The sequence below is a fragment of the Rhodococcus sp. MALMAid1271 genome, assembly GCF_049195265.1.
GTDB lineage: Bacteria > Actinomycetota > Actinomycetes > Mycobacteriales > Mycobacteriaceae > Rhodococcoides.
Map to the genome: position 1 here is coordinate 1 of NZ_JBMIRQ010000127.1, position 20,100 is coordinate 20,100.

17 protein-coding genes and 1 tRNA gene are annotated in these 20,100 nt (G+C 63.6%); 6 read left to right on the forward strand and 12 right to left on the reverse strand.

Going from position 1 to position 20,100, the window contains the following annotated elements:
• Positions 1–136 precede the first annotated feature (136 nt).
• The 6 genes from ACOQFP_RS24840 to ACOQFP_RS24865 all read right to left on the reverse strand — a co-directional run bounded on the left by ACOQFP_RS24840 (position 137) and on the right by ACOQFP_RS24865 (position 8,933).
• Positions 137–2,197, reverse strand: a complete 2,061-nt coding sequence (locus tag ACOQFP_RS24840) for a 3-hydroxyacyl-CoA dehydrogenase NAD-binding domain-containing protein (RefSeq protein ID WP_421585791.1) — start codon at positions 2,195–2,197, stop codon at positions 137–139.
• Positions 2,194–3,357, reverse strand: a complete 1,164-nt coding sequence (locus ACOQFP_RS24845; RefSeq protein WP_421585792.1) for an acyl-CoA dehydrogenase family protein — start codon at positions 3,355–3,357, stop codon at positions 2,194–2,196. Before ACOQFP_RS24845 ends, ACOQFP_RS24840 begins: the two co-directional genes overlap by 4 nt.
• Before the next feature lie 67 nt (positions 3,358–3,424).
• The gene (locus ACOQFP_RS24850) at positions 3,425–4,567 is read right to left on the reverse strand and encodes an ABC transporter substrate-binding protein (RefSeq protein WP_421585793.1); all 1,143 of its coding nucleotides are present in this window, start codon (positions 4,565–4,567) and stop codon (positions 3,425–3,427) included.
• A gap of 25 nt (positions 4,568–4,592) precedes the next feature.
• Positions 4,593–6,362: an ABC transporter permease gene (locus ACOQFP_RS24855; protein ID WP_421585794.1), complete on the reverse strand. Its 1,770-nt coding sequence runs from the start codon at positions 6,360–6,362 to the stop codon at positions 4,593–4,595.
• A complete protein-coding gene (locus tag ACOQFP_RS24860) occupies positions 6,359–7,495 on the reverse strand; it encodes an ABC transporter ATP-binding protein (protein WP_421585795.1) in 1,137 nt (378 codons plus the stop codon). Before ACOQFP_RS24860 ends, ACOQFP_RS24855 begins: the two co-directional genes overlap by 4 nt.
• Before the next feature lie 46 nt (positions 7,496–7,541).
• Positions 7,542–8,933: an MmgE/PrpD family protein gene (locus tag ACOQFP_RS24865; RefSeq protein WP_421585796.1), complete on the reverse strand. Its 1,392-nt coding sequence runs from the start codon at positions 8,931–8,933 to the stop codon at positions 7,542–7,544.
• A 236-nt stretch (positions 8,934–9,169) separates the two neighbouring features.
• Here ACOQFP_RS24865 and ACOQFP_RS24870 point away from each other — a divergent pair, with 236 nt between their 5' ends.
• Both ACOQFP_RS24870 and ACOQFP_RS24875 read left to right on the forward strand, forming a co-directional pair.
• Positions 9,170–9,871 (forward strand): GntR family transcriptional regulator, encoded by a 702-nt coding sequence (locus ACOQFP_RS24870; protein WP_032405656.1) that lies wholly within the window; start codon positions 9,170–9,172, stop codon positions 9,869–9,871.
• A gap of 49 nt (positions 9,872–9,920) precedes the next feature.
• Positions 9,921–11,093: an MFS transporter gene (locus ACOQFP_RS24875; protein WP_421585839.1), complete on the forward strand. Its 1,173-nt coding sequence runs from the start codon at positions 9,921–9,923 to the stop codon at positions 11,091–11,093.
• Between the two features lie 180 nt (positions 11,094–11,273).
• Here the strand turns inward: ACOQFP_RS24875 and ACOQFP_RS24880 are convergent.
• The 6 genes from ACOQFP_RS24880 to ACOQFP_RS24905 form a co-directional block, all read right to left on the reverse strand.
• Positions 11,274–11,350 (reverse strand) — tRNA-Leu (locus ACOQFP_RS24880).
• 11 nt (positions 11,351–11,361) lie between these two features.
• Positions 11,362–12,306, reverse strand: coding sequence for an exopolyphosphatase (locus tag ACOQFP_RS24885; protein WP_421585797.1), 945 nt, complete (start codon positions 12,304–12,306; stop codon positions 11,362–11,364).
• Complete coding sequence (locus tag ACOQFP_RS24890; protein WP_421585798.1) at positions 12,303–12,833, reverse strand: DUF501 domain-containing protein; 531 nt, start codon at positions 12,831–12,833, stop codon at positions 12,303–12,305. The genes ACOQFP_RS24885 and ACOQFP_RS24890 overlap by 4 nt, the downstream gene beginning before the upstream one ends.
• Positions 12,830–13,441: a septum formation initiator family protein gene (locus ACOQFP_RS24895; protein ID WP_341245194.1), complete on the reverse strand. Its 612-nt coding sequence runs from the start codon at positions 13,439–13,441 to the stop codon at positions 12,830–12,832. The genes ACOQFP_RS24890 and ACOQFP_RS24895 overlap by 4 nt, the downstream gene beginning before the upstream one ends.
• A gap of 130 nt (positions 13,442–13,571) precedes the next feature.
• Positions 13,572–14,858: a phosphopyruvate hydratase gene (gene eno, locus ACOQFP_RS24900; RefSeq protein WP_206490144.1), complete on the reverse strand. Its 1,287-nt coding sequence runs from the start codon at positions 14,856–14,858 to the stop codon at positions 13,572–13,574.
• 87 nt (positions 14,859–14,945) lie between these two features.
• A complete protein-coding gene (locus tag ACOQFP_RS24905; RefSeq protein WP_307830834.1) occupies positions 14,946–15,656 on the reverse strand; it encodes a lytic transglycosylase domain-containing protein in 711 nt (236 codons plus the stop codon).
• 159 nt (positions 15,657–15,815) lie between these two features.
• Here ACOQFP_RS24905 and efeU point away from each other — a divergent pair, with 159 nt between their 5' ends.
• The 4 genes from efeU to ACOQFP_RS24925 all read left to right on the forward strand — a co-directional run bounded on the left by efeU (position 15,816) and on the right by ACOQFP_RS24925 (position 20,052).
• On the forward strand, positions 15,816–16,730 hold the full coding sequence (efeU, locus tag ACOQFP_RS24910) for an iron uptake transporter permease EfeU (protein ID WP_421585799.1): 915 nt from the start codon (positions 15,816–15,818) through the stop codon (positions 16,728–16,730).
• A 14-nt stretch (positions 16,731–16,744) separates the two neighbouring features.
• A complete protein-coding gene (efeO, locus tag ACOQFP_RS24915) occupies positions 16,745–17,884 on the forward strand; it encodes an iron uptake system protein EfeO (RefSeq protein ID WP_421585800.1) in 1,140 nt (379 codons plus the stop codon).
• Positions 17,865–19,115, forward strand: a complete 1,251-nt coding sequence (gene efeB / locus ACOQFP_RS24920) for an iron uptake transporter deferrochelatase/peroxidase subunit (RefSeq protein ID WP_421585801.1) — start codon at positions 17,865–17,867, stop codon at positions 19,113–19,115. The genes efeO and efeB overlap by 20 nt, the downstream gene beginning before the upstream one ends.
• 295 nt (positions 19,116–19,410) lie before the next feature.
• Complete coding sequence (locus ACOQFP_RS24925; protein WP_421585802.1) at positions 19,411–20,052, forward strand: dihydrofolate reductase family protein; 642 nt, start codon at positions 19,411–19,413, stop codon at positions 20,050–20,052.
• Positions 20,053–20,100: the final 48 nt, after the last annotated feature.

A 20,100-nucleotide genomic window follows, 5' to 3' on the forward strand; every position in this document is an offset into this window, starting at 1 on the left:
GAATCGCCGACAGCGGCCCGACACTCGTCAATCGTGGAAAAGCTGGGTAGACCAGCGGTCACGCCCTGCCTGGAAACAGTTCTTGCTCGTGTCGTCGATTCGGATCAACTTTCACAAGCTCATCGGTGGATTCAGGCTAAGTGCGCAGAACGGCTGGCTCACCGACGGTGAAGCCCGGTCCGACCACCGCGGCCAGACGCTCGAGCCGTTCCGAGAGCTCGGCAGGATCCTGGTTCGATACCCACGGCCCGAGGCCGCCGACATGGGCGGGGAATCCGTAGGCCAGTGTCAGCATGAGGTCGATATCGCCGGAACGATCGGCAATGCCTTCGGCTAACAACAACGATGCCTCGTTCACCATGGACAACAGAACGCGGTCGACGATCGCGTCCTCGGTGAACGGACGGCGTTCGATTCCCTTTCGCGCTGCGGATCGGTCGATCAGCTCGTGGACGGCCGGGTCGGCGATCGCGGTTCGAGAACCGTCGACGTAGCGATACCAACCTGCGCCGGTTTTCTGGCCGAATCGGCCCTGCTCGCACAGAGTGTCCGCGACGTCCGGATACCGTTCGGCGGGATTGCGATCGGCACTTCTCGCTTGCCGCATCCGCCAGGCGATGTCGAGCCCGGACATGTCCGAGACAGCGAACGGCCCCATCGCGAAACCGAACTGGACCAACGCCCGGTCGACCTGCTCCGGGTAGGCACCCTCTTCGAGCATCAGCTCGCATTGGCGACGATACGCGTTGTAGATCCGGTTCCCGATGAACCCGTCGCACACGCCCGCAACGATCGGCAGCTTCTTCAACACGGTCGCCGCTGTCAACGCTCGGTCCAATGCTTCTCGCGAGGTCTCTCGGCCTCGCACTACTTCGAGCACCGCGGCGCGGTGCGCAGGGCTGAAGAAGTGCATCCCCACTACCCGACCGGGACGATCGACCGCCGTCGCAAGCTCGTCGACATCCAGATACGACGTATTGGTGGCCAGAGTGACATGCGGACGAACCACATTCTGAAGCCGTTGCAGCAGTTCCTTCTTGACCGCCATGTCCTCGAAGACAGCCTCGATGACAAGGTTGCATTCGTCCAAGGATTCCACCGAACGACCAGGGCTCAGGAGCATCATGCGCTCGTCGACATCGTGCTGGCTCAGCCGCCCCTGCGCTACCGACCGCTCGTACGTCGAACGCAACTTCTCGGTTGCCCGCACCGCCATGTCGGGATCCCTGTCCACGAGGACCACGGACTTCCCCGCCTCGACGAAGGCACGAGCGATGCCGGCTCCCATCGTTCCTGCGCCGACGACACCCACAGAATCGACCTCCCGCGGTGACGTCGGCTTGTTCGCCTTCGCCGTTTCGCGTCTGGCGAAGAACAGGTGACGCAAAGCCGCGGCTTCCGGACCGTTGCGCAGTCTGGTGAATTCGGCTCGCTCGAAGGCGAGCGCGGACGGCGCAGACAGCGCAACGCCGTTGAGAATCGCCGTCACCGCTGCCGCGTACTGCGGTCGCCCGCGTCCCCGAGTCAGCACAGTGTGTGCGGTCTGCTCGAGCTCACCCGGTGCGTCGACCGACACGATCGGAAGGTCCATCAGAACACGCTTACCCGAGCAGTTCCGAGCGAACGACACTGCAGCAGAACGAAGATCACCGTCGGCGAGGCCGTCGACGAGGCCGTTGTCAGCAGCCCATCGCACCGGCATCGACTTACCGGAGGTGATCAGCTCGAGAGTTCGAGAGGGTCCGATGATGCGCAGTGGTCGCTGAGTGCCGCCTGCACCGGGGATCATTCCGAGGCCGATCTCCGGCAATCCCACGACTGTCCCGGGCGCAGCGATTCGATAGTCACAGCCGAGCGCCAACTCGAAGCCACCGCCCAGCGTCGAGCCGGAGATGGCCGCGACGACAGCCTTGCCAGAGACCTCGATTGCCGCGATGACCGTAGGCAATGTCGGCTCTGGGACGGGCCCGTCGAACTCTTTCAGATCCGAGCCGGATACGAAGTGTGTGCCCGCTCCGACGATCACGATCGACTCGATCGCACCGTCTGCATTCGCGGCTCCGAGTCCATCCAAGAGCCCTTGCCGAACTGCTGCACTGCTCGCATTGACCGGAGGATTGTCGATCGTCAGAACCGCCACCCCATCCTCGACCTCGTAGGACACGACGCTTCGCACCGCCACCGGCGTCGAGGTCATCGGGCGTCTTCCTGCCTCGGTGCACGCTGGCTGAACTTCCGGTCGAACACTTCCTCGGCGATGCGGTTCTTCAACATCTCGATCGATCCTCCGGCGATCATCCAGCCGCGGGTACGGCGCATGCAGTATTCGACCAGGGATTCGCAGCTGTAGCCCAGTGCCCCCATCGCCTGCATTGCTTCGTTGGCGGCGAGGAATCCTGCTTCGTTGGCGGCGAGCTTGGCCACCGAGGTCTCGTACGCGGACGGCAGGCCGGCCGCGGCATTGCGGACTGCGCGCTCGAGCAGCAGCTCGGCACCGTCGAGGGCAACCGCGACCTCGGCAAACTTCCACTGCAAGCCTTGGAATTCGTTGAGGGTACGGCCGAACTGGGTGCGCTCGCCCACGTGGGTACGAGCGGTGTCGAAGGCCAGGCGTCCCAGAGCCAATGCGCGCGAGGCGTTTCCGATGCGCTCGACATTGAACCCGCTCATCTGCTTCTTGAACCCACCCGGTCCGAGCAAGATGTTCTCGCGCGGCACCCACACGTTGTCGAAGTAGAGCTGGCACCACTGTTCGCCGCTCATGTAGTTCGAGGGCTTACCGAACGAGAGTCCTTCGGCACCGCGCTCGACGAGAACGGAGCCGATGTTGCGAGTGCCGGGGCCGAAGCGGACGTAGATCAGGAACAACGTGGCGTCGACGCTGTGGGTGCCCCAGATCTTGGTGCCGTTGAGCCGGTACCCGTCACCGTCCTCGGTCACCGAGGTCTCCAGCTCGGTTGCCGCCGAACCTGCCCCCGGCTCACTCATGCCGAGGCTGATCAGGGCATTGCCCGACAACAGGTCCGGTAGGTACTTGTGCTTCTGCTCCTCGGTACCGAACTCCGCGAAAGTACGGATCGCGCCGAAGTTACCGGCCTGCAAAATGTCGGCACTCTTGGGGCACGAGCGAGCAACTTCCTGGATGACGGCCACCGCGTCGGCCAAGGATGCTCCCTGGCCACCGTCCTTCTCGGCGATGGTCAGGCCCAGAAGATCCTGCGCGCCCAGCAGGCGAGCGATGTCCCACGAGTAGGCAGGGTCATGGGCACGTTCGAGGGCTCCGTCGGCGAGGTGCCGTTTCGCGAAGGCGCGAACCGAATCCACCAGTGCATCACGGTCGGTCATCACTGCGGTCATGATTGTCCTTCTCTCGATATTCTATAGATTCATGAAGTCTGCGAGATCGCTCTCGATTACGGCCACGTCAGCCCATATAACCGAACGCCTGTTTCCAAATCTCTTCGTCGCGCGCCGCGAATTCGTCGTACTCCTCTTCGGTGAAGAGATGGAACTGCGGCGAATTTGCGTGCGGCAGTTGATACTTGTCGCCTGCCTTGATCGGGTCCATGTCGGTACGCGCCGGGACGAACCCCTGCGCCGCTGCGAATCCCTGCCCAGACTTGGACATCGTCCAATTCATGAACACCTGCGCGGCTGGATTGGCGAGACCGTTCGCAGTCATGCCCATCAAGTTTTCCGACGCCGACACGCCCTTGTCGGGAATTACCAATTCGAGAGGCGCTCCGGCGAGTTCGGCCGCGAAAGCGTTGTTGAAGCTCAGCGATGCGATGGAGATTTCGCCGCGGGCGAGAGCATCGACCTCGGTGGACGTCGAATCGAAGATGCGTGGATTCTGCTCTCCCTGCTTTTTCAGGAAGTCCTCACCGAGTGTGGAGATCTGGAAGTTGGCCAACGCATTGAGCGTTCCGCCGGTGGTCACCGCGACGACACCGAGCTTCCCCTTGTACTTCGGATCGATCAGATCCTCCCACTGGGTGGGCCGATCCTCCTCGACGATCGCATCGTTGTATCCCATTGCGTTCACGAAGTAGTAACAGTTGAGATAGGTCTCGCGCAGACCGGTGTTCTGCTGACGAAGCACATCGTCGAAAGGGGTTGCGTACGGGACGAATACACCCTGCTCGGAGAACTGTTTCGCCACTCGGGGATCGGTCACACGCGCAATGTCGGCACCGAGTTTGCCTGCGCCTTGCTCGGATAGAACCCGCTCGGCGAGCTTGTTCGTCGGAAGGCGCGTCAGCTCGATGTCGAGGCCCGTCTCCTGCTTGAATCGCGCCGCGGTGAGGTCCTCGGCTTCCTTTCCGGTACCGGAGTAGAGCTTGACCACTCCCCCCTTCGCCGCATCCCAGAGTGCCTTGTCCGCAACCAGTTCCCCGTCGATCACGAGACCGTTGCTGGTGTCTACCTCCGAAGCCCGATACAGCTCGCGAGCTTGTTCGTCCTTGCCGCCGCCTTCCTGGCCGCACGCTGTCAGCGTCACGACGAGTGCGGTCGCTGCTACGAGGGCTCCGGCCAGCCGCGGGAGACGTCCCTTCCGAGTAGTCATTTCGATTCCTTTCGAGCCGGTTTCCCTATGCATGACCGGACCCACTCTTGGCACCGATCCGGCGCGGCAGGTAACTGAGGATGAACATGATCGCGCAGTAGATCAGGGCCAACGCGGAAGCCTCGCGGAGCGCTCCACCGTTCTCGAACTGGTCGTAGATGGCGATCGAGAGAATGCGGGTGTCGGTGGTGTACAGGAACAGAGGCACGGTGAGCTCTCGCATGCTGAGCATGAGCAGCATCAGGAACGTCGAGGACACCGCGACGCGGAGCAGCGGAATTGTGACGAAGCTGATGGCCCGAAAGCGGCGTGCGCCCAATAGGACTGCACTGTCTTCCAGATCGCGATCCGTCGACTGGATGGCAGCAGCGATACCGCGGAAGCCCTGTGGCATCTGCACCGCGACGAAGCCGATGATCAGAACCCAGAGCGTGCCGTACACGGGGACCGGCATGACCAACCACGTCCAGAGCAACCCGATACCGAGAACGATTGCCGGGATGGCCAGTGGCACCATCGACAATGCTTCGAGCAGACCGCGTGCATACGAGCTGGTGCGATAGACCGTGTACCCCACGAGGAAAGCCAGCACCGTTCCGCCTGCCGCCGCCATGACCGACACCAGGACACTGTTGGTCGCTGCGGTGTGGAAGGTCTCCGAGGAGAACACTTCTGTGAACGAGGTGATGTCCAGCGCGCCCGGCTCGGTCAGGGAACCGAACGACTGCATGTAGGGAGAGCTGCGGATGGCCGACAGGAAGAGCGCGAGAAGCGGAAGCACGATCGCGAGAACGAAATACAGCAGCGCCAGCAGCAGTGCCGGTGTGCGTAGCTTGCCGAGGTCGAGGGTTCGAGCCTTGACTCCCTTGCCCGAGACCGTGGTGTACGAACGCTTCGCCAACACCTTGCGCTGCACGATCGTGATGGCGATGACAGCGGCCACGAGCACGATCGCGATGACCGATGCCTCGTTGCCGCGTGACGGCGAGGTGTTCATCAACCTGTAGATGAAGGTGGGCAGAGTGTCGATCTGGCCGGGGGTTGCCAATACCTGTGCAACAGGGAAGTTTTCGAGGATCAGAATGAACATCAACAGACCCGAACCCAGGATCGCAGGCAGCGCCAATGGCGTGGTGACCGAGCGAATCGTGCGCCAGGTGGACGCTCCGTGCACGTTGGACGCATCCTCGAGGTCGGGGTTCATCAGTGACATCGAGGCGTGAATCAGTAGGAAGGCGTACGGTGCGTAGTACATCGCGAACACCGTGACGACGCCCCCGGTGGAGTACATGTTGACCGGGCTGCCCATTCCCAGATCTCGGCCCGCGACATTGAGCAGACCTGCTCCCGGGCTGCCGAGAATTGACCATGCCAGTGCACCCACGTACGACGGCAGGAACATCGGCATGAGACCGATGAGAAAGACGAAGGACTTTCCGCGGACGTTCGTTCTGGCGGTGATGAATGCCAAAAAACCGCCGATACACAGGGCAATTGCTGTCGCGGACACCGCAATGAGCAAGGAGTTCGCGGTCGCTCCGAGAACGCCGGCCTCGAGGAGGACGTCGACGTTCTTCAGCGTCAGGTCGAACGAGATGCTGCCGGGCCGCGGGACGGATTCGCTGAATGCGGCAAGCAGGACGAACCCTGCAGGCACCAGCACGAGGAACGCGACGACGAGGAGAAGAGGAAGGCTTCCGAACTTACCTCGCCGGCCGATCTTCTTGTTGCGCTTGCGCGGTACGAGTGAGAGCGGTGCCTCCGGTGCCGCCTTTTCGAGAAGAGACGCACTCATGCCGCTACCGCCTCGCGGGAATCCGCGACCGGAGCCTCGTCGGGCAGAACCTTGACCGCGTCCGCCGCGATGGTGACCTTGACGCGGGCACCCGGGGCCAACATACCGTCGGTGGGCGGTGCACACACTGCGTCGAGCTGCATTCCGCCGTCGAGCTTGACCTTGCACCGAATCGTTGCGCCCTGGAAAACGGCGATCTCGACGACGCCGTCGAGGAGACTCGCATCGGAATGGCTTGCGGAAAGGGCAGCGTCGCGCGGCTGATCGAGCGTGACGACGATGTCTTCGGGCCGAATGCAGGCGCTCGACGCCACCGTCGGCACGGCGGAGGTGGACCGAAGCACGACCTGAGATCCGGTGAGCTGCAGCGACCGAGACGTCGAGTCGGCCGCGACCGAGAAGACATTGGTCACGCCGAGGAAGCTGGCGATCGAGGCACTCACCGGCGACCCGTAGATCTGCTCGGGAGTGCCGAGCTGGCTGATGCGACCCTCCTGCATGATGGCGATCCGGTCGGCCAGAGCGAGCGCTTCGTGCTGATCGTGGGTGACGTAGAGGCTCGTGAGGCCGCGTTCGGTCTGGATTCTGCGGAGCTCGACGCGGAGGTCGTCGCGCAGTCTGGCATCGAGGTTGGACAGCGGCTCGTCGAGCAGAAGCACGCTCGGGGCCATCGCCATGGACCGTGCGAGGGCCACGCGCTGCATCTGCCCACCGGAGAGCATGCTCGCTCCGCGGTCGGCCAGATGTGCGAGTCCTACGAGTTCGAGTACGGCGAGCGCCTCTGCCCGGCGCTTGGACTTCGCCACGCCCTTCATCTTCAGCGGGAACGCCACGTTCTCGAGGACGGTCTTGTGCGGCCACACGGCGTAGGACTGGAAGACCATGCCCACGTTGCGCTTGTAGACCGGAACCACTTTGCCGGAGTTGCCGTCGAACACCGTCTTGTCACCGATCGAAATGGTTCCGCCGGTGGGCATTTCGAGGCCGGCAATGCAGCGCATCGTGCTGGTCTTGCCGCAACCCGACTGGCCGAGCAGGACGACCGATTCACCGTCCGGGATGATCAGGTCGAGACTCTTGATGGCTACGAAATCGCCGTAGGCGAGTTCGAGATCGTGAACTGCAACCTCCATGAGAGGTCCTTTCTGTATCCGACGGGTGCCCGCGGAAGTGGATGTCTTAGGTGGTGGTGGAGTACGCGCGCACTGCGGCGTCGAGATCGTCGAGGAAGGTGAGGGTGTCGAAGTTCCAACAGGATTCGATCAGCTGTTTCGCTCCGTCGGCACCGATCAGTGGTTCGACCAGTCCGCGGGCCTTGATCTCGAGGTCGGCGTCGGACATGGGGTTGGTCGGTTCCCCGTACGGCTGCTCGACGCGGTGCACCAGGTGCCGTCCGTCCTTGGTGGTGATCGCGACCTCTGCCGGACGTCCGGTCTTGGGGTACGACGCGTCGGCGGCCTCGTCGAGATGAACGGTCACCGTCTCCATGAGCGCGACGATCTGCGGGTCCTGCCGGGTCGGTTCGGCGAAGTCCGTCATGGTGACTGCTCCGCGAACAGCTGCCACGGCGACAGTGAACGGAAGACTCAGCTGCGCCTGCAGGATGGTGTCGAGAACCCTGCCGGCGTGCCGGGTGGCGATGGCGAAGGTACCGACGTCGATCGAGCTGATGTCGGCAGCATCGAGGGCATGCTCGTTACGGAGCGCCAGGACTGCGTCGATCGCGCCGTGCAGGTGTCGGCAGCACGGATACGGCTTCACGTAGGTGCGCAGGAGAACCCAGTCCTCACCGAGTCCTCTGGTGAGGGTGTCGGCGAACCAGTCCGTGCCTTCGTCCCCCGCATAGGCGGCGAAATAACCGTCGCGACCCTCGAAGATGGTGGTGGGCCCGGTGAGGCCGGCCTCGGCCAGGTCGGCACTGGCGATGCCGTCACGGGCAGCTTTACCTGGATGGAAGCGCTTGACCTCGGCCGAACCGCCCAGGAATTCGAAGACGCCGCTGGCGTGCGAGCCGGCGAGGCCGAGCGCGTTGGCAACGCCGTTCGCGTCGAGCCCGAGCAGAACCGCGACGGCGGCAGCAGCCCCGAAGACTCCGGCGATCGGGGTGTTGTGGAAATGGCGGTTGCGCGTTGCGGGGTGGCCTGCGTCGGCAATTCTGCACGCCAACTCCATTCCGATGGCGGAGGCGATCAGGACTCGCTCACCGCTGATCCCGCGCTCCTGAGCGACTGCGAACACGGCCGGGAACACCACCGAGGTCGGGTGCATCGAACCCGGTGTGTAACCCTCGTCCGACTCGATTCCGTGGCCGTTGGTTCCGTTGAGCAACGCTGCGCCCAGGGCAGACGTGCGACCGTGGCCGATCGCAGTGGACGTGGAGCCTGTGTACGACCGCAAGACGTGCACCCCGACGGCGCGCGACACATCTCCTACCGCGCTTGCGGCCACCCCGGCCAGGTGATCGAGGAGCATGCGCCGAACATGGTGGTCCATGCTCGCCGGGAGTAGGGCATTGCTCTGCCTCACGATCCAGTCGGCAATGTCCTGTGTCAGATGGTCCTGGGAGCTCATGTACATCTCCGTAATCGGTCTCGTCAGTGATTGTCTCGCCGGCGGGATGGGCCTGCATCGTTATCGAACAGCGAGTTGCCGGTCACACTCCCCTGCGCTGGTGATGCACGTTACACACTCTATAGAGTGTTGTCTACTGTCCATAGTCCATGTGCAACCGTCTGTTTATGCGTAAAGTCAACACACGATGGTGTAGACAAAATAGAGCGCACTTCGCACGAAGAGAGGTCCCCGGCATGAGCGTTTCCAGTTCCGCCCCGCCAGTGAGCCGGACGAAATACGTAGTCGATCGCCTCAAGGAAGACGTGGCCAGTGGTGCGATCAAGCCCGGCGAGCTGATCAAACAAACCGTTCTCGCCAAGCGATACGGAGTCAGCGCCACACCGGTCCGCGAAGCACTGCGCATGCTCGAGGCCGACGGAGTTGTCTCCTACGACGCGCACAAGGGGGCGTCGGTGCGCGAAATGACGCCGGACACCGCCCGCGACCTCTATCGCCTCCGTGCCGCGGCCGAGCGCACGGCCGCCGAAATGGCCGTCGAGAGAATGACGCCGCGTGGACTCGACGCGATCCGGGCAGCACATGCCGAGCTGTCCGCCGCCCAGGAAGCGGGCACCAGCACTCCGGCCGAACTCTCGGTTCTCAATCGAGCCTTTCACTTCGCCATCTACGGCCAGACGTCCCCACTGATCGTTCAGCACCTCGAACTTCTGTGGGCCCGTTTTACTCCGGGCACCACCGTGTGGCGACGACCGGCCGATGCGGCCGAGCTTCAGCACGATCACGACGGCATTCTCGCCGCGATCGAGCGAGGAGATGCGGAGGAGGCCGGGCGACTGACCGCCGAACACGTGGCCCGCGCCAGCCGTATCCGCGAACGGGAGCCCGACCTTCGGGCTGCGGGAGCCGACGAAATCGAGAACTTCTCGAATGAGTGACCTCCCTGTCGGTTGCGTCGAAACCGGCACGGGACACTGAGCGAAGATGATCAAGTCTTGGTTTGTGATGCTCTGTGCCACAACGGCACTCATCCAAGCGGTGTACGCAGCAGTACGTGTGATGATCACCTACAAAGCGTTGGAACTCGGCGGCGATGCCCTGACGGTCGGAGTCCTCACGGCCCTGTATTTGCTGCTTCCACTGGTCGCGGCAATGCAGATCGGACGGGCGGTCGACGGGCGCCGGGCGGCGACCATGCTGCGCCTGGGCACCGCGATCTCACTCATCGCCGTCGCAGTCGTCATCGTGAGCTCGGGAATCGTGGTTCTGGCTGCCGGCTGTATCTTGCTGGGCTTCAGCCACATCCTGACCATGGTGTCCAGCCAGGGCTACATCCCCGTCCGGTCGAAACCGAACGACTACGACCGACGCTTCGGGGGATTGACGGTCTGGATATCGGTGGGCCAGTCGATCGGCATACCGATCGTCGGCTTCATCGCCTCACGCAGCGACGTCGGCCATGTGGACACACAGGGAGCCTTGATTGCCATGTTCGGCGTCGCAGTCGTGGCGTCGATCCTCACGTTGGCGCCCTCACTGAGCATCACCGGGGCCTCGGTCAGCGCGCGCAAGCAGCACGAAAAGCAGTCCACGCGAACGATGTTGACGATACATGGCATGCGTCCAGCAGTATTTTCGAGTTTGATCATTCTGACGTCCATGGACCTGATGACCGCATATCTGCCAGTATTCGGAGAGCAGTACGGATACAGCGTCGTGGCAGTGACAGTCATCTTGACAGCTCGCTCCGTCGCCGCCATCATCTCACGTACGCTGCTCACTCAGCTGTTGAAAGTGGCTCCCAGACAGTGGCTTTTGGTATCCGGGAGCCTCTGCTCCGCTCTTCCCATGGTTCTGATTCCGATCCTGCCGAACCAATGGGTAGTGGGTTCACTGATCGCGATCGCCGGATTCTTCTGGGGGCTTGCACAACCACTGACCATGACTTGGGTTGCCGGACTGGCCAACCCACGTAACCGTGCGTCGGCTCTCTCGCTTCGCCTGACGGGCAATCGCCTCGGGCAGGTAGTCATTCCCCTCGTCGCAGGCACCTTTGCCGGCTCGGCCGGAGCGGGTGCCGTCTTCTATCTCACGGGCGGGCTGTTGGCCGGAGCCGCAGTATCGACGTGGCGGGCTCTGTTTCGAACTCGATCTCCCTGAACACTGACCTCCAGTAAGGAATTCACATTTCAGACGCCGTCATCTGCGAACCACTTCGAACGCCCGCGGGACGGTTCGGAGGTCGTTTTCCGAGACATAGCCCTCGAAGAACTCGCAGCCACTGTCGGTAGGATCTGAAATACACTGTCCCTGTCCACGAATCTGGAACCATATGGACTCTGGTGCCCCCAGTCGGACTCGAACCGACACTGTGCGGATTTTAAGTCCGCTGCCTCTGCCAATTGGGCTATAGGGGCCGTACTGCGGGTCAGATCTTGATCGACATCGCGATGCCGTCGAGGATGTCGTGCTCACTGACCGTCAAAGAGCTTACGGCACCGCGTCGTTCGAATTCCTCGGCCAACACACTGCACACAATGGCACCGCCGCCGATGACGTCGACCCGTCCGGGGTGCATGGGCCCCAACGCACTTCGCTGCGTGTGCGTCATGCCGATCAGGTCCTCGCATACCTCGAACAACTCCGAGAAGGGCACACGGGACAGGTGCACTGCATCGGCGTCGTACTCGGGTAGCTCTTTGGCGATGGCGGCGATGGTGGTCATCGTCCCGGCCACGCCTACCCAGCTCGATGCGTCGCCGATCGATACTTCCTCGAAGGCCTCCGCCAGTTTCTCGCGGGCATATTCACGCGCACCGTTGATTTCGTCCGCGGTGGGTGGGTCGGAATGCAGGAACCTCTCGGTCAGGCGCACGCAGCCGATGTTCGCAGAGAACGCAGATTTCACACCTTTTGCATCGCCCAGTACGAGCTCGGTGGAGCCGCCACCCAGATCGACTACGAGAAATGGCCCTGCCGCAGAATCGAGTTCACCGACCGCACCGGCGAAGGACAACCGCGCCTCTTCGTCGCCGGTGATCACCTCGGCCTCGGCACCGGGGATGACCTCGCCGAGTACCTCGCGCACCATCGAGAAGAAATCCTCCCGGTTGGACGCATCCCGTGTGGCCGAGGTGGCAACCATGCGCACAGCGGTGGCCCCGGTCTTGCGGATGATCTCCGCGTACTCCACCAAGGCCACCCGGGTGCGCTCGATCGCCTCGGGCACGAATGCGCCGGTCGCGTCGACGCCCTGCCCGAGCCGCACCACTCGCATCTCGCGGGCGACGTCGGCGAGGGACTTTCCGTTGTTGTCGGCGACGAGCAGGCGGATCGAGTTGGTGCCGCAATCGATTGCTGCAACCCTGGTCATTGCTTCTCCGCACGTAGTTCTTCGATGGTCGGCCAGTCGGCCGGAATTGCCCTGCCGCGCAACGAGTTCTCCGCAGCCAGCGCGACCGACTCGTCACCCAGCGGGTTGACGCCGGGGCCCTTGGCCAACGAATGCGCGATCAGCACGTGCAGGCACTTGACCCGATCGGGCATGCCGCCGCCACTGAAATCCGTTCCGAGAGATTCGATCTCGTCACGCTCGGCCAGATACGACCGATGGGCGCGCAGATAGGCGGCAGCCAGTTCGAGATCGGTGCCCAGGCGTTCGGTCATCTCCCGCATCACGCCCGCCGATTCCTGACGGCTCGCCTCGGCCGTCAACCGAGGGTCCGTCAAATAGAACAGGGTTGGAAACGGCGTACCGTCGGGCAGCTTCGGGGCGGTTTTCACCACGCCCGGCCTTCCGTCCGGAGATCGGTATGCGATCTCGAGTACGCCACGCGGTTCACGTCCGAGCTGCGATGCGACCGCATCGAGATCTTCCTGCGAGACTGCCGAGGAATTCACCCGACGGGTCCTCCTTCTTGTTCTGGTGCGGATGGGTCCGGCACGGGTTCTGGCTGAACGACCGGCATCGGCGCGGATGTGGGCTCCGGCTGCTCACCCGAACCCTGGGGCTGTACGGCGGAATTCCACAGGTCGGTGTACCAGGGACCCGACGGTGCGTTCTCGGTGACGAGTTGCTCCGGGGTCTTCCCGTAATCGCCGGGCAGCTGCACCTGGTAGGGCGTCTCCCCCGGCATCACGAAGCGGAGCCGTTCGCGAGCGTCGGCGGCGATACGCGACGGTTCGTTGAGCTGAGATTTCTGCTTCTGCAGGTCGTCTACTTGGTTTTGCAACGCCTGGCGGTCGGCCAACACGGCATCGAGTTCACTGCGCTGGGAGAAATACGTCCGCAACGGCATCGCGAGCGTCAACGCCAGCGCGCACACCACGACACCGAGGATGACGGCCCGGCCGGTGGAAAGCCCGAAGAACGTCCGCTCGGGCAGCTTGGGCCGACGAGCACCGACGCGGCGGGGAGCGGCTTTGCCGCCGACAACCGCGTCGCGCACCTGCTCGGACGGCTCCGGCGGGGTGGCGGGACGGCCGGAGGTCTTCTCGGTTCGAGACACACCTCCGGCCCGGGAGCGACCCGACGACGACCGGCCACGGGGTCTGGGATCACGTCCACCTGGACTGGTCCCGGACCTGCCGCGCCGTGCCATCATCTACTCTCCACTTCGTGCCGAACGTGCCTGTTCGCTATCCCTCGTAATTGAACCGGGGGAAAGACAACTCGCCGGCGTAACGCGCCGCGTCACCCAGAGCTTCTTCGATACGAAGCAACTGGTTGTACTTGGCGACACGCTCGCTTCGAGCCGGAGCACCCGTCTTGATCTGGCCGCTGCCGACGGCAACCGCCAGGTCAGCGATGGTGGTGTCCTCGGTCTCGCCGGACCGGTGGCTCATCATCGTCTTGTAACCGTTGCGGTGCGCCAGATCGACGGCGTCGAGGGTCTCGGTCAGCGTGCCGATCTGGTTCACCTTCACCAGCAGTGCATTGGCCGCGCCCTTGACGATGCCGTCTTCGAGACGCTCGGGGTTGGTGACGAACAGATCGTCGCCGACGAGCTGAACCTTGTCGCCGATCGACTCGGTGAGTGCAACCCAGCCGTCCCAGTCGTTCTCGTCGAGCGGATCCTCGATGGAGACCAGCGGGTAGGCGTCGACGAGCTCGCTGTAGAAGGCCGACATCTGCTCGGCGGACTTGGTCTCACGCTCGAATGCGTATCCGGTGCCCGCGGTGTAGAACTCGGTCGCTGCCACATCGAGTGCGAGGGCGACATCCCGGCCGGGCTCGAGGCCCGCCTTGCCGATGGCCTCGAGGATCAGATCGAGTGCAGCCTTGGTGCCGGCGAGGTCGGGAGCGAAGCCGCCCTCGTCACCGAGGCCGGTGGACAGGCCCTTCGCCTTGAGCACGGACTTGAGTGCGTGGTAGACCTCGGCACCCCAGCGCAGTGACTCCTTGAACGTGGACGCACCGATCGGTGCGATCATGAATTCCTGCACGTCGACGCCACTGTCTGCGTGTGCGCCGCCGTTGATGATGTTCATCATCGGAACGGGCAGGATGTGGGCGTTCGGGCCGCCGAGGTAGCGGAAGAGCTCGAGCCCGGTGGACTCGGCAGCAGCCTTGGCGACGGCGAGCGAGACACCCAACAGGGAGTTCGCGCCGAGGCGAGACTTGTCGGGAGTGCCGTCCAGATCGAGCAGAGCCTGGTCTACGGCGCGCTGCTCGATGGCGTCGAGGCCGATGACCGCAGGCGCGATCTCGTCCAACACCGCGTTGACGGCCTTCTCGACGCCTTTGCCGCCGTAGCGGTCTCCGCCGTCACGAAGCTCGACGGCCTCGTGCTCGCCGGTGGATGCGCCGGAGGGAACGGCTGCACGGGTCAACGTCCCGTCGTCCAATGCGACCTCGACCTCAACCGTGGGGTTGCCACGGGAATCGAGGATCTCGCGAGCTCCGACCTGCTCAATGATGGCCACGAATGCTTCTCCTAGTAACGGGGACCGGCGGACTGTGCCGGGTGCAAGACTAGCCGCTCACCCGCACTGCCCGCGATCCATCGAGCTCTACGGCCTGGTGCCCACCGAGTACGCGGCCGCCCGATCGCGCACATCACGGAGGTACTGACCCGAGAGGTTGTAGGCCATCAACGCCGTCTCCCAGCCCTGCGCGGTCCGCAGATCACCGCCTCGGGCACACAGATATCGCGCCGCCGTCAGGGCTGCGTCGTCGATGTTGTCCGGGTCGGCGATGCCATCCCCGTTGGCGTCGACGCCCCATTTCTTCCAGGTCTCGGGGATGAACTGCATGGGTCCCATCGCGCGATCGAATTCGGTGTCACCGTCCAGCACACCACCGTCGGTGTCCGGAATCTCGGCGACGCCCGGTCCGCCGTCGAGCGGAATGCCGCGAATCGGCGGCGAGACCAGGCCATCAGGTTGCACGGACGAACCCTGGTAGGTGCCGTGCCGGCTCTCGATGTATCCGATGCCCGCGAGTGTCGTCCACGCGATTCCGCAGTCCGTGTCCGTCTCGGCCATGATCGCCGCTGCGTGACCGTACGACGCGAGTGCGGTCACCGAGATGCCCAGTGCGTCCGACTGCGGTTCGGCCCAGGCGAGTAGCAGGTCTGCCGTGCGGCCCGGCGCGTTGAAGTCGATGACCGGAACTGGGGTACCCGGACCGGGCGGGATGCCCTCGGGAATCTCACGCTTGGGGGCACCGCTACCGCACGATGTCAGGAGGAGCAGGAGCGCGACAGTCGCAGCCACGCAGATTCGTGAGATCACCTCACCATCCTGCACATCGAAGGTAATAGAAAGCTAAAGGCCGATAAAAACTACCCGGAGCGGGTCTTTGGCAAGTCACACACGGTGTATGTTTGGGCAGCCTTCACTCGTGAGGGTCGCCTACCCTTTGAGAGGGAAGGCGAACCAATGCCCGACGCCTCAGGAGCCCCGCCCGTGTCCACAGCCGTTCTCGCCGCCGCAGGATCTGCGCCGTCGACAGCCACCCAAATGTTCGGCAGTGGCCTGATAGGGCTCCGAGAAGGTCTCGAAACCGGCATCGTGGTGATGATCCTCGTCGCGTTTCTCGCCAAAGCCGACCGCCGCGACGCCCTCAAATGGGTGTGGCTCGGCGTAGGCCTTGCCGTCGCGATGGTGGCCGCCATCTTCTTCGTCATTCACTACGGCACTTCCACGGTCACCGGACTGACGGCCGAAATCATCGCGGGCGCAGCATCACTCGTTGCCGTTGCAATCGTCACAGCAATGGTGCTCTGGATGCGCACCGCAGCGAAGAACATCTCCGGCGAACTACGTGCAGGCATGGAGCAGGCACTGACCGTCGGGCCTGCTGCCGTACTGACGCTCGCCTTCTTCGCCGTCGGCCGCGAAGGCGTCGAAACCGCGTTGCTCATGGTCGGCTACGCCGAGAACACCAACGGCAGCCTGTGGCCGCTGCTCGGACTTCTACTCGGGATCGTCGTTGCCGCTGTGCTGACAGTGCTGCTGTACCTCGGAGCGGTCCGCATCGATTTCGCACGGTTCTTCAAGTACACCGGCGTCTTCCTCATCGTGGTGGCCGCCGGAATCCTCGCCTACGGAATCCGCGCACTGCAGATCGGCGGCGTACTCCCGGGCGGCAGCACCGTCGCCTTCGACATCACCGCTCACTTCGACGCCTCGAGCTGGTACGGCACCGTCCTCGGCGGCATCTTCAACTTCCGCCCCGAACCCACTGTCCTCCAAGCCATCGCGTGGGTGCTCTACATCGTGGTCGTCCTCTGTCTCTTCCTCCGCCCGGCCCGCGTCGCCGCGACCGCCGAACCTGCATTGCACTCCTCCTGAAAGGCACCACCACCATGCGACGTTCCACCTACGCTCTGGCCGCCGTAGCAGCTCTGCCGATGACTCTCGTCGCGTGCACCGAGAAGTCCTCCGTCGACGCCGCGGCCGGCGACATCACCGTCACCTCGACCGACTCGTCCTGCGAGGTCAGCGCGTCCGAGGCCACCACCGGCAACTCGACATTCCAGATCACCAACAACGGCAGCAAGGTCACCGAGTTCTACGTCTACGGCGAGGGTGACCGCGTCATGGGCGAGGTGGAGAACATCGGACCGGGACTGACGCGTCAGCTGATCGTGGCTCTGCCCGACCCAGGCACCTACACGACCGCATGCAAGGCAGGCATGGTGGGCGACGGCATTCGAGCCGATTTCGTCGTCACCGGAGATTCGGTCCGCAATGCCGACCAGGACGGCCTCCTCACCGAGGCGGCCGCCGGATACAAGCGCTACGTCGTCAGCCAGATCGACGCATTGCAGGACACCACGGCCTCGTTCGTCGCCGCAGTCAAGAGCGGTGACGTGGCTGCGGCCAAAGCCCAGTTCCCCATTGCGCGAAGCTATTACGAACGCATCGAGCCTGTTGCCGAGAGCTTCCCCGACGACCTCGACCCCCGCATCGACCTGCGCGAGCCGGACGTGGAGCCCGGTGCCGAGTGGACCGGTTTCCACCGCATAGAGAAGGACCTGTGGTCTCAGGGACTGCAGCCCGATACCAACACGATCGCCGATCAGCTCGAGGCCGATATCTCGGAACTCGCCGACAAGGTCAAGGCCGAGGATTTCACCATCGACCCGATCCAGGTGGCCGGTGGCGCGCAAGGATTGCTCGACGAGGTGGCCAGGACCAAGATCAGCGGAGAAGAGGACTTCTTCTCCCACACCGACCTGTGGGACTTCCAGGCCAACGTCGACGGCTCCCAAGCAGCCATTGCCGCCGTTCGCCCCATCCTCGACGAGCGCAACGCAGAATTGGGCACCGCCATCGACGCGCGTTTCGCCGAACTCGACGCCGAACTCGCCAAGTACCGGAACGGCGACGGCTTCGTCTCCTACGACACCGTGACCGAACCTCAGCGCCAGGAACTGTCCAACAAGATCGATGCGGTCTCCGCCGAAGTAAGTCAGGTGCAGGGTGTCGTCGCCGGACAGTAAAACTGGACATATCTCGCGGCGACGCCTCTTCGGTGCCGTCGGAACCGGTGCTGCGCTCGTCGGTGTCGGAGCCCTCGCCGGACATGCCACGGCCTCCGGCACCGAGGCATCGGCCTCAGGTGTGGTCGACTTCCGCGGAGACCATCAGGCCGGAATCGTCACCCCGGCGCAGGACCGAATGCACTTCGTTGCCTTCGATATCACCACCGACTCGCGCGATGAATTCGTTGCGCTGCTGAAGAAGTGGACCCTCATGGCCGAGCGCTTGGTGCGCGGTGAGGAGACCTTCGACGGCGGTGCTGTGGACAACGGCGAGTACAACCCGCCGTCGGATACCGGCGAGGCACTCGGCCTGACCGCATCGTCGCTGACGCTGACCATCGGATTCGGGCCGGGACTGTTCGACCGATTCGATCTGGCGTCCAAGAGACCTACCTCGCTGGCCGATCTGCAGCATTTTCCGGCCGACAACCTCGACCCGCGACGCTCCGGCGGCGACCTGTGCATCCAGGCCTGCGCCGACGATCCTCAAGTTGCCGTCCACGCCATCCGCAATCTTGCCCGCGTCGGCTTCGGCACGGTGTCGGTCAAGTGGTCGCAATTGGGATTCGGCCGCACCTCGTCCACCTCGACCACCCAGGCCACCCCACGAAACCTGTTCGGCTTCAAAGACGGTACGGCCAACCTCAAGGCCGAGGACCCGTCATTACTGGACGAGAACGTATGGGTTGCCTCCGGTGACGATCAGGAATGGATGGCAGGCGGCTCCTACCTCGTGGCGCGTCGAATCCGGATGTTGATCGAGTCCTGGGACCGCACCACACTCAAGGAACAAGAACGAGTGATCGGGCGCAGCAAGGGAACCGGCGCGCCACTGGGCCAAAGGGACGAATTCGATGCGTTGGACTTCGAATCCCAAGGTCCCGAAGGCACTTTCATCGACAAGGCCGCCCATGTACGGCTGGCGTCGAAAGAAAATCTCGGCGGAATCCAGCTCCTGCGTCGGGGCTACAACTTCACCGACGGATCCGACGGTTTCGGCCACCTCGACGCCGGACTGTTCTTCATCGCCTTCTGCCGCGATCCCCTGACCCAATTCGTTCCGATGCAACTGGCGCTCTCCCGCACGGACGCACTGAACGAATACATCCAACATGTCGGATCGGCTGTGTTCGCCTGCCCACCCGGACTCGGCGAATCCGACTACTGGGGTTCGACGCTGTTCGAGTAGTCCGGTCCCCCCCGCGCGTCACCCGTCCCGCCCGCGTCACCCGTCCCGCCCGCGTCACCGGCCCCCCCGCGTCACCGGCCCCCCGCGCGTCACCGGTCCCCTCGCGTGAATGGACCCTTGCATACGTCCGACCGCTACAAAGGTTCATTCACGTAGAAAACTGGTCTGCGTCGATGGTTCACTGCATACGTCTGACCGCTGCAAGGGTCCATTGACGCGGGGCGGGGGCGGTGAGTTCGTGTGCGCGGTTCGGTCTACACCGTCGTACATTTCGTCATCTACATCGGGAGCACACATGGGTCAGCTGGTTCGGGTACAGAATTTCACCATCTCGAGCGACGGGATCGCGGCGGGAGAGGACCAGAGCTTCGAGAGCCCGTTCGGTCTCGATCATCTGGCACTGATGAGTTGGCTCTTCGGCACCGCCAGCTTTCCGGGAAACGCCGGTTCGGGCGGTAGCCGCGGACTCGACGACCACTTCGCCCGCGACTTCTCCAACAACATCGGTGCCGAGATCATGGGCCGGCACAAGTTCGGCCCGCAACGCGGACCGTGGGCCGACCACGAGTGGCAGGGCTGGTGGGGTGACGAGCCGCCGTTCCATACACCGGTCTTCGTGCTCACTCACCACGAACGCCCTACGATCACCCTCTCCGACACCACGTTTCACTTCGTCGACGGCGAACCCGCCGAGGTACTGAAACAGGCGAAGGAGGCAGCCGACGGAAAGGACGTGCGACTCGGCGGTGGCGTCACGAGTATCCGCGAATTCCTCGACGCCGATCTGGTCGACACCATGCACATCGCGGTCGCACCCATCGAATTCGGCTCGGGGCTGAAATTGTGGGATTCGCCCGACGAGATGAACGACAGACTCGAGCACGAAGTCGTCCCGAGTAGCAGTGGAATCACCCATCACCTGTTCTGGCGCCGGTAGCCGATCTGGGTCATTGCGACTTCGTTGCACTCTGACGTACTGAAACCC

Excerpts from the sequence above, each read along its gene's own strand:
- ACOQFP_RS24865 (WP_421585796.1), bottom strand. The coding sequence starts at position 8,933 with ATGAGCTCCCAGGACCATCTGACACAGGACATTGCCGACTGGATCGTG.
- efeU (WP_421585799.1), top strand. The coding sequence starts at position 15,816 with ATGCCCGACGCCTCAGGAGCCCCGCCCGTGTCCACAGCCGTTCTCGCC.
- ACOQFP_RS24870 (WP_032405656.1), top strand. The coding sequence starts at position 9,170 with ATGAGCGTTTCCAGTTCCGCCCCGCCAGTGAGCCGGACGAAATACGTA.
- ACOQFP_RS24850 (WP_421585793.1), bottom strand. The coding sequence starts at position 4,567 with ATGACTACTCGGAAGGGACGTCTCCCGCGGCTGGCCGGAGCCCTCGTA.
- ACOQFP_RS24885 (WP_421585797.1), bottom strand. The coding sequence starts at position 12,306 with ATGACCAGGGTTGCAGCAATCGATTGCGGCACCAACTCGATCCGCCTG.
- ACOQFP_RS24925 (WP_421585802.1), top strand. The coding sequence starts at position 19,411 with ATGGGTCAGCTGGTTCGGGTACAGAATTTCACCATCTCGAGCGACGGG.
- efeO (WP_421585800.1), top strand. The coding sequence starts at position 16,745 with ATGCGACGTTCCACCTACGCTCTGGCCGCCGTAGCAGCTCTGCCGATG.
- ACOQFP_RS24845 (WP_421585792.1), bottom strand. The coding sequence starts at position 3,357 with ATGACCGCAGTGATGACCGACCGTGATGCACTGGTGGATTCGGTTCGC.
- ACOQFP_RS24855 (WP_421585794.1), bottom strand. The coding sequence starts at position 6,362 with ATGAGTGCGTCTCTTCTCGAAAAGGCGGCACCGGAGGCACCGCTCTCA.
- ACOQFP_RS24860 (WP_421585795.1), bottom strand. The coding sequence starts at position 7,495 with ATGGAGGTTGCAGTTCACGATCTCGAACTCGCCTACGGCGATTTCGTA.
- ACOQFP_RS24840 (WP_421585791.1), bottom strand. The coding sequence starts at position 2,197 with ATGACCTCGACGCCGGTGGCGGTGCGAAGCGTCGTGTCCTACGAGGTC.